The organism is Yinghuangia sp. YIM S10712, assembly GCF_051388935.1.
Taxonomy (GTDB): domain Bacteria; phylum Actinomycetota; class Actinomycetes; order Streptomycetales; family Streptomycetaceae; genus Yinghuangia.
This window is the reverse complement of the sequence record NZ_JBPKBI010000001.1, coordinates 1,183,418-1,192,082: the sequence shown is the minus strand read 5'-3', so window position 1 is coordinate 1,192,082 and position 8,665 is coordinate 1,183,418. Positions and strand designations below refer to the sequence as shown.

The window sequence follows — 8,665 nt, the reverse complement described above, 5'->3', positions numbered from 1 at the left end:
CCCCCCCCCCCCCCCGGGCCCCTCGTCCGATACGCATAGGCGCCCCGCGCACGTCCGGTCGGCCGTTAGCATCGGGGGCGGGGTGTGGGCCGGTTGGGCGGTCCGGGGCAAGGGTCGAGACGGAGTGGGGAGCCGCATGCGGGACGGCAGGTGGGTGACCGTCACCGACTCGGAATTCCTGCACGAGCGCCGAGGGCTGGAGGAGATCCGCAAGCGGCTGCGGGACGCGAACCCGTGGCGGGCCTGGTCGAACTTCACCTTCACGGCGCTCAGCGGCCATGTGCGCGAGGTCGATCTGCTGGTCATCGCCCCCAACGGCGTTCACCTGATCGAGTTGAAGGACTGGCACGGATCGGTCGAGTCGCGCAACGGCACATGGTTGCAGACGCAGCCGGGTGGCCGGCAGATCCCGCACGGCAATCCCCTGCACTTGGCCAACAAGAAGGCCAAGGAACTCGCGTCGCTGCTCGCGCAGAACGGTGCCCGGACGTGGGTGAGCGAGGCGGTCTGTTTCACGGACGATTCGCTCCGCGTCCGGCTGCCCGCGCACGACCAACACGGGGTGCACACGGTCGGTCGGCTCATCGCGATGCTGGAGGCCGCGCCTCGTGACGAGCGCCGCCGGATCGATCAGGCGAAGTCACGCACGATCGCGGGTGCGCTGGAACGCATCGGTATCGCGCGCAGCGACGCCGAGCACCACGTCGGGCCCTACCGGCTGGCCCGCAAATCGTTCGACTCCGGACCGACGTGGGCCGACTACCTGGCCCACCACAGCGACCTGCCGGAAGCCGCGCGCATCCGCGTATACCTGCGCGAGCGCGGCTCGGACGACGGGCAGCGCGCTTCGGTGGACCGGGCCGCGCTGCGGGAGGCTGCGGTTCTGCGGCGGTTCCGGCATCCGGGCGTCGTGCACCTCAAGCAGTACGACGCGTCCGGTCACTCGGCCGGACCGGCGCTGATCTTCGACTACCACCCCGAGACGCTGCGGCTCGACGAGTATCTGGCCCAGTACGGCGACAAACTCGACGTGCTCAGCCGCGTCGCGCTCGTACGGCAGCTCGCTGAGACGATGCGCTCGGCGCACGGCAAGCGTGTCTACCACCGCGCGCTGGCTGCCCGTGCGGTCCACGTGATCCCGCGCCCCCGCGCGGCCGGAGCGGATGGCGATCTGGCTCGCTGGCTCGCGCCGCACCTGCAGGTTTCCGACTGGCAGACCGCCGTCGAGCGAGTGTCCGGAGACAGTGGGACGGGCAGCCGCGACCGTCTCGCGCCGACAGCGTTCTCGCGTGCCGGCGAACACCTGGCCGATGGGGTCGATCCTTACCTGGCACCGGAGTTGACTGCTCCCCGGCCCGATCCGATCAAGCTCGACGTCTACGGGCTCGGGGTGCTGGCGTACCTCTTGGTCACCGGCCGTCCTCCGGCGGCGAGCCAGGCCGAGCTGATGGCGCGCTTCGAGAAGGGCGAGAGCCTGCTGCCCAGCGCGATCGTCGACGGCCTGTCGCCGGACATCGACGAACTGATCCAAGCGGCGACGGCGTACAAGACGGACGCCCGGCTCGACTCGGTCGACGACTTCCTCGAAATGCTGGAAGTCGTCGAGGACTCGCTGACCGAGCCCGCCGCTCCCGCCGAGCCGGCGGCTCCGGCCGCCGCCCCGGTCCCCGAGCAGGACCCGCTGGACGCGGTGGCAGGCTCGGTCCTCGCCGGGCGCTGGGAGGTGCGGCGCCGCCTCGGCACGGGCTCCACCAGCCGTGCCTACCTGGTCCGCGACCTCAAGGCCGCACCCGGCACCGCCTTCGGCAAGACCCTCGCCGTCCTCAAGGTCGCCACGTCCGACCGCGCCGCGGACATCCTCGCGCGCGAGGCGCGGGTCATGGCCCAACTCCGCCCGCACTCGGGCATCATCCGGCTGGTCGAGCCCGAGCCGCAGCGGATCGGCACCCGCACCGCGCTGGTCGTGGAGTACGTCGGCGACGAACGCGATTCGGCGCACGACACTTCGGGGCCGCCGAGCCGGCACCGACGCCGTGAGGAGACGGTCGCCCGGCAGCTACGCGACAGCGGACGGCTCCCCGTCGACCAGCTTGAGGCGTACGGCGATTACCTGTTCAACGCGGTGGACTTCCTCGAGGGCGAGGGCGTGTGGCACCGCGACCTCAAGCCGGACAACATCGCGATCCGCATCCGCCCGAACCGCACGCGCGAGCTTGTTCTCATCGACTTCTCGCTGGCCGGCCACCCGGCGACCGACGCCGACGCGGGCACGGAGGGCTATCTCGACCCGTTCATCGGCCGGTTGACCGAGCGGTCCAGCTACGACGCGCACGCGGAGCGGTACGCGCTCGCGGTGACACTCCACGAGATGGCCTCGGGCGAGTTGCCGGTGTGGGGTGACGGTCGGGTTTCTCCGCGGCAGACCGACCCCGAGGAGGAGCCGTACCCGTCGAAGATCGCGGCCGAGGCGTTCGACCCGGCGGTTCGTGACGGCCTGGTCGCGTTCTTCCGCGTGGCCCTGCACCGCGACGCGGCAAAGCGGTTCAAGGACCTCAAGCCGATGCGCGACGCCTGGAAGCGGGTCTTCCTGGCGATGGACGAGGCCAAGCCTTCGTCCCGGCGCTCGGTGCACGTGCCTTCGGCACGGACCGACACGGCGGCCCCGGACGCCGCCAACGCCGGGACGGTCGAAGCCGAGTCTCTGACGAGGATCCCCGACGAGCCGGAAGAGGGCACCGCGGAGCAGCAGCGCGACGCCGTCGCGCAGGGGGTCACTGCGGACACGCCGCTCTCCACGGCCGGCCTCAGCCCGGCCGCAGAATCGTTCGTCTACGCCCTCGGCGTCAACACGGTCGGCGACCTGCTCGCCCACAGCCAGCGGCAGTTGGTCAATGCTCCGGGACTCGGTGCCAAGACCCGCAAGGAAGTGCTCGCCCGGATCAAGCAGTGGCGTGAGCTGCTGTCGTTGCCGGTCGCGGCACCGCTCACCCCGGAAGGCCGCAAGGCCGCGCGGCGGGAGCTGGACGACCTGTCGTCCGCCGAGGCAGGCCTGGCGAACGCCGTTGTGGCGCGCGGCGGTACGGGCGCGCTGCCCGCGCACGTGCTGCGCTCGGTCAGTCTGGACACCTTGGCCACGGTGTTGGTGCCCGAGCTGAGGAAGGACAGCGGCAACCACAACGAGTGCGAGATGGTGCGGCGGCTGCTGCGCCTTCCCGACGCCGCCGGGAAGCTCGCGGAGAGCGGGCCGTGGCCGATCCAAAAGACGGTTGCCGACGAGCTGGGGCTCAGCTCGGGACGTGTGGCCCAACTGCTGAAGGCTCAGCGCACGCGTTGGAAGCGGCATCCGGCGATTCAGGCGCTGCGCGGCGAAGTCATCGAGCTGCTGCGCGACTTCGGACGCGTGGCGTCGGCGGCGGAGATCGCCGACACGCTCGCCGTACGCCGGGGCACGGAGCTGCCGGGCCGCGAACAACGCCGCGCACTCGCGCTGGCGGCGGTGCGGGCCGTTGTTGAGGTCGAGCAACTGGTGCCGGACGACGCGGAGTTCCGTCACGCGCCCAATCGTGAGGCGGACGACAAGGGTCTGGCCGCGGGTTTGCTCGCGCTCGAAGTCCGGGACGACGACGCACCCGAGACTCCGTCCGCGCCGGGGTTGCTCGACTACGCGCAGCGGCTCGGCAAGGTCGCCGACCGCCTGGCGAAGCTGGAGACTCTGCCGACCGCGGCCACGGTGCTCGGTGAACTCGGCGCCGTGACACCGCCAAGCACCGCGGTGGAGTGGGACGAGCGGCGCATGGTCGACCTCGCGGCGGCGGCGTCGCGTACGGCAGCGGCGACACCGCGTCTGGAGATCTATCCGCGCAAGCTGCCGCTGGTCCGCGCGCTGCGGTTGACGCAGGCCGGCCTGGTACGGATCATTCCCGGCGTCGCGACCGAACAGCAACCCGGGCTACTCCCCCGGGAGATCCACGAGCGGGTGCGGGCACGCTTCCCCGAACTCCTCGACAGCCAGGGCGCGTACGGCCTGCCCATCGGCGGCCCGCTCACTCAGAAACTGCGCGAGGCGGGCTTCGATCTGGAGTTGTCGCCGAGGGCGGGCGACGGGGAGCTGCGGTATGTGCCGCGCGACCTGGACAGTTCCTCCGATTTCCAGACCTCGCGCAGGCCCAGGCAGGCGACGGGGGTCGGCACGGCCCACCGGTATGTGGACGACCCGCAACTGGCCACGGCGGTCGAGTCGGAGGAGCGCCTGGCGGCGTCTGCGCGCCGGGACGGTTTCCGGGCACTGACCGTACGCACGATGCATGCGATGGCCGCGATCGGCGAGTTGCGCTCGGAACGGTTCCGCGCCGAACAGGTGTCGGTGACGGAGATGTTCCTCCAGGCCCTGCACGAAGAGGTCGACCCGCGTCCCGCGCCGACGTGGGCGACGATCCTCAAAGCCGACGCGGCCGAGCCGGGGACGCGGGGGGCTTTGAAGTTCGCCGAGTACGCGCGGACTGCTTGGAGTACGGTCGAGCCTCGCGTGGCAGCGATGCTGTCGCAGGCGGGCGTACCGCTGCTGCTCGTTGATGCGGGCGCGTTCGCACGGTACGACGCGATGGGTGTGCTGGACCGGCTGGCGGAGTTGGCACGTGGTGGCGGACGCCGACTGTGGCTGCTGTGTCCGCAGAGCGACCCGGGCCGGCCGCCGAGGTTGGGGACGACCGCCGTGCCGTATCAGGCCGGTTTGGGTGAGTGGATAGAGCTGCCGGACGCGTGGGTGAACAACGCCCACCGCGCCGACGCGACGGGGGTCGGGGCCGCGCGCTGAGTGCGGCGGTTTCGGCGTCGAGTATTGCCGGAGTTGTTTTCGATGGGAGACGTGGCCAAGTGATCGACCGTAAAACGCTGTTGGCCGACCTGATCAAGCAGGTGAAGGCCGTCGAGGCGGATCTCGGCAGGCAGATGGCCGATGGCGAGGCGGTCGTGAAACCGCTGCGGACGGAGCACGGCAAGGCGGTGGCGGCCGATCCGGAGGGGACGCCGGCTTGGCTGGAGTGGCTGGCACCGAAGCTTGAGGCGATGACCGAGGACCGGATCGGCCAGGTCCGGATCGGTGAGGCGGCGGGACGGCTGCGCGAGGAGTACGACCGGGCGAAGAAGCTCGGGCGTACGGGGGCCACGTGGAACTCGTGGATCGACGAGCGCATCACGCAGGTCGCGGTGGCGTGGGTGCTGGGGTCGGTGTTCGTGCGGTTCTGCGAGGACAACGGCCTGATCCCGGAGCCGTATTTGGCGAGCCCGGAGGGTGAGCGGCAGGCCCTGGCGGAGGCCCGGTACCGGGAGTACATCGACGAGGACGCGAACCCGTCGTATCGCGGGTGGCTGGAGAAGGCGTTCGAGGAGTTGGGGGCCGGTGAGGCCGGGCGGTTGATGTTCGACCGGCGGCACAACCCGCTGTACCAGATCCCGATTTCGCACGAGGGCGCGAAGGGGCTGGTGGAGTTCTGGCGGGAGCGGGATGAAGCGGGGGTGCTGGTCCACGACTTCACGGACCCGTTGAACGAGGACGGGACGGAAGGGTGGGACACGCGGTTCCTGGGTGACCTGTACCAGGACTTGTCGGAGGCCGCGCGGAAGACGTATGCGCTGTTGCAGACACCGGAGTTCGTGGAGGAGTTCATCCTCGACCGGACGATGAACCCGGTGGTGCGGGAGATGGGCGCGTCGTTCACGCAGTTGAAGATGATCGACCCGACGTGTGGCTCCGGGCACTTCGTGCTGGGCGCGTTCCGGCGGATGCTGAAACTGATGGTCGAGAAGTTCCCGGGGCAGGACCGGCACGAGCGGGTTCGGATCGCGTTGGAGGCTGTGCACGGGGTGGACATCAACCCGTTCGCGGTGGCGATTGCACGGTTCCGGTTGCTGATGGCGGCGATGGCTGCGGCGAATTTGCGGACGCTGAAGGCGGCGAATCGGTATGACTGGCCGGTGCATTTGGCCGTGGGGGATTCGCTGATTCAGGACCGGCAGATGGAGTTGGCGCTGGTTGGTGAGTCGAGTGGGGACGAGCTGGCGGCGTTTTCGTATGCGACTGAGGATCTGCACGAGGAGCGGCACAAGGGGATTTTGGAGGCGGGGCGGTATGACGTGGTGGTGGGGAATCCGCCGTATATTACCGTCAAGGACAAGAAGCTCAATTCGTTGTACCGTGAAATCTACACAAGCTGTGCGGGAAAATATACCCTATCAGTCCCTTTTGCTGAAAGATTCTTTGGGCTGGCCAAAATCGGAAGTGTCGACGACTGCGGATATGGCAGGGTTGGTCAAATCACTGCAAATTCCTTCACAAAGAGAGAATTTGGCTCTAAGCTAATTGGAGAATTCTTCGCCCATAAGGTGGAGTTGACTGAGGTTATCGATACCTCAGGAGCTTACATTCCGGGGCATGGCACGCCGACGGTAATCCTGGTTGGGAAGCGACGGTCCGGAAGTTCGCGAAGCGCAAGGATTAGAACTGTTCGTGGCATTCAGGGCGAACCAACGACACCTGCAAACGCTCGACAAGGCGCGGTTTGGCAAGCCATACTTTCACAGATTGACAAACCGGGATCATACAGTCAATGGGTATCAGTCGATGACCTGGAACGCGGCAAATACTTTGGTAAGCAACCCTGGATTTTGACCGCTGGTGGCCTGGAGTTGGTTACACAACTTGAGAATGCAAGCTCCAGTAAGCTTGCAGATATCTCATCAGAAATCGGTGTGGGTGCGCTCACTGGCGAAGACAGCGCTTACATGACAGGCGAGGGATACCTTCGTCGCGCGCGTATCGCGCCGGATAAGCGGCGCTACATCGTTGAAGGAACCGAGGTCCGCGACTACGGAATTGTCGATCCGACCCTCTCGGTTTGGCCATATTCGAGCGAAACCATGCACGCCGAAGCGCCGCTTGAAGTAGAAAAACTTCTTTACCCCTATCGAAAGGTCCTCCGCGACCGTCTCTACTTCGGAAAATCTCAGGTATCACGCGGATTGAAATGGTTCGAGTACGCTCTTTTCCTGAAAGATCGCTTTAGAGCCCCGCTCTCAATCACATTTGCATTCGTGGCGACCCATAATCATTTCGCCCTGGACCGGGGTGGCAAGATTTTCAATCGCACGGCACCCATCATCAAACTGCCGGAAGGAGCGAATGAAGACGACCATTTGCGCATTCTAGGGCTACTGAACAGTTCAACAGCATGTTTCTGGCTCAAGATGGTCAGCCACAACAAAGGCGAGGGCGGTGGCGCGCGCGTCGATGCCGGATACTCTGCCATGGGAAGCGAGGCTTGGAAAAACCACTACGAGCTCACCGGCACAAAACTGGAAGAATTTCCGATCCCAGCTTCACACCCAACGGCACTAACAGAATCTCTTGATTCCCTTGCCCGGGATATCATCAAAACAACTCCGCAGGCCCTGACATTGCAAAATGTACCAACCGCTGCGGAGCTGAAGGAATCTCATGCCCGCTGGAGCGCGACTCGATCGCAGATGGTGGCGCTACAAGAAGAGCTGGACTGGCAGGTCTACTCGCTGTATCAGCTGCACACAGAAAATCTTAGCCTCCCTCAGATCGATGTTCCCAGACTCGCGTTCGGAGAGCGCGCCTTCGAAATCGTACTAGCCCGCCGCATTGCAAATGGCGACGCATCCGATGAGTGGTTCACTCGTCACGGAGCGAACCCAATAACCGAAATCCCCGCGCACTGGCCCGACGCGTACAAGGCCGTTGTGCAGAAGCGGATTGATGCCATCGAGACCAACCGCGCCATCGGGATGATCGAGCGGCCTGAGTACAAGCGCCGTTGGGCTACCGAGGGCTGGGACTCGATGCAGGAGAAGGCCCTACGCGCCTGGCTCCTTGATCGGATCGAGTCGCGGGACTACTGGTTTGACGAGAACGACCAGCCGACGATCCGCACTCGTCACCAGCTTGTGGACCTGCTGGCTCGGGACGAGGACTTCGTCTCGGTCGCGGAACTGTGGGCTCCGCGCAAGGAGTTGGCGGTTGTGGTCGCCAACCTGCTCGCTGAGGAACATGTTCCCTTCCTCGCCGCGCTGCGGTACAAGCCCGCTGCGATGAAGAAGCGGGCGGACTGGGAGCACGTCTGGGACCTTCAGCGCCAAGAGGACGCCGCCGAGGATGAGCCGACGAAGCGGCGGATTCGGGACTCGATCCCTGTGCCGCCGAAGTACACGTCGGCTGACTTCCTCAAGCCCTCATACTGGCGTGCTCGCGGGAAGTTGGACGTGCCGAAGGAGCGGTTCATCTCGTACACCACCGGCGCGATGCCGAGCGTCCCGGAGCTGTTCGGGTGGGCCGGTTGGGATCACCGCGAGCAAGCGCAGGCGCTCGCCACGTACTTCACGAACCACGATGAGCTGACGCCGGAAGAGATGACTCCGCTCCTCGCCGGCCTGCTTGAGCTTCAGCCGTGGCTTACGCAGTGGCACAACGAGTTCGATCCGATGTACGGCGGTTCGCCTGCGGCGTTCTTTGATGGCTACCGGAAGACGCAGCAGGGCGACCGTCACCTCACCGACGACGACCTGAGGGCGTGGCGTCCACCTGCCGCGACCCGCACCCGCAGGACGAAGAAGGCATGATCGCAGTCGACTTGCCGCTCTCGTCCCC

General features: G+C 66.5%; 2 protein-coding genes. Both read left to right on the top strand.

What is annotated here, in order from left to right:
* Positions 1-136 precede the first annotated feature (136 nt).
* Complete coding sequence (pglW, locus tag ACRX5W_RS05445) at positions 137-4,813, top strand: BREX system serine/threonine kinase PglW (protein WP_436786733.1); 4,677 nt, start codon at positions 137-139, stop codon at positions 4,811-4,813.
* A gap of 59 nt (positions 4,814-4,872) precedes the next feature.
* Positions 4,873-8,637, top strand: coding sequence for a BREX-2 system adenine-specific DNA-methyltransferase PglX (pglX, locus tag ACRX5W_RS05440; RefSeq protein WP_436786732.1), 3,765 nt, complete (start codon positions 4,873-4,875; stop codon positions 8,635-8,637).
* The last annotated feature ends 28 nt before the right edge of the window (positions 8,638-8,665 follow it).

Bases quoted from the DNA above. Each gene is read 5' to 3' on its own strand.
- pglW (WP_436786733.1), top strand. From the start codon at position 137: ATGCGGGACGGCAGGTGGGTGACCGTCACCGACTCGGAATTCCTGCAC.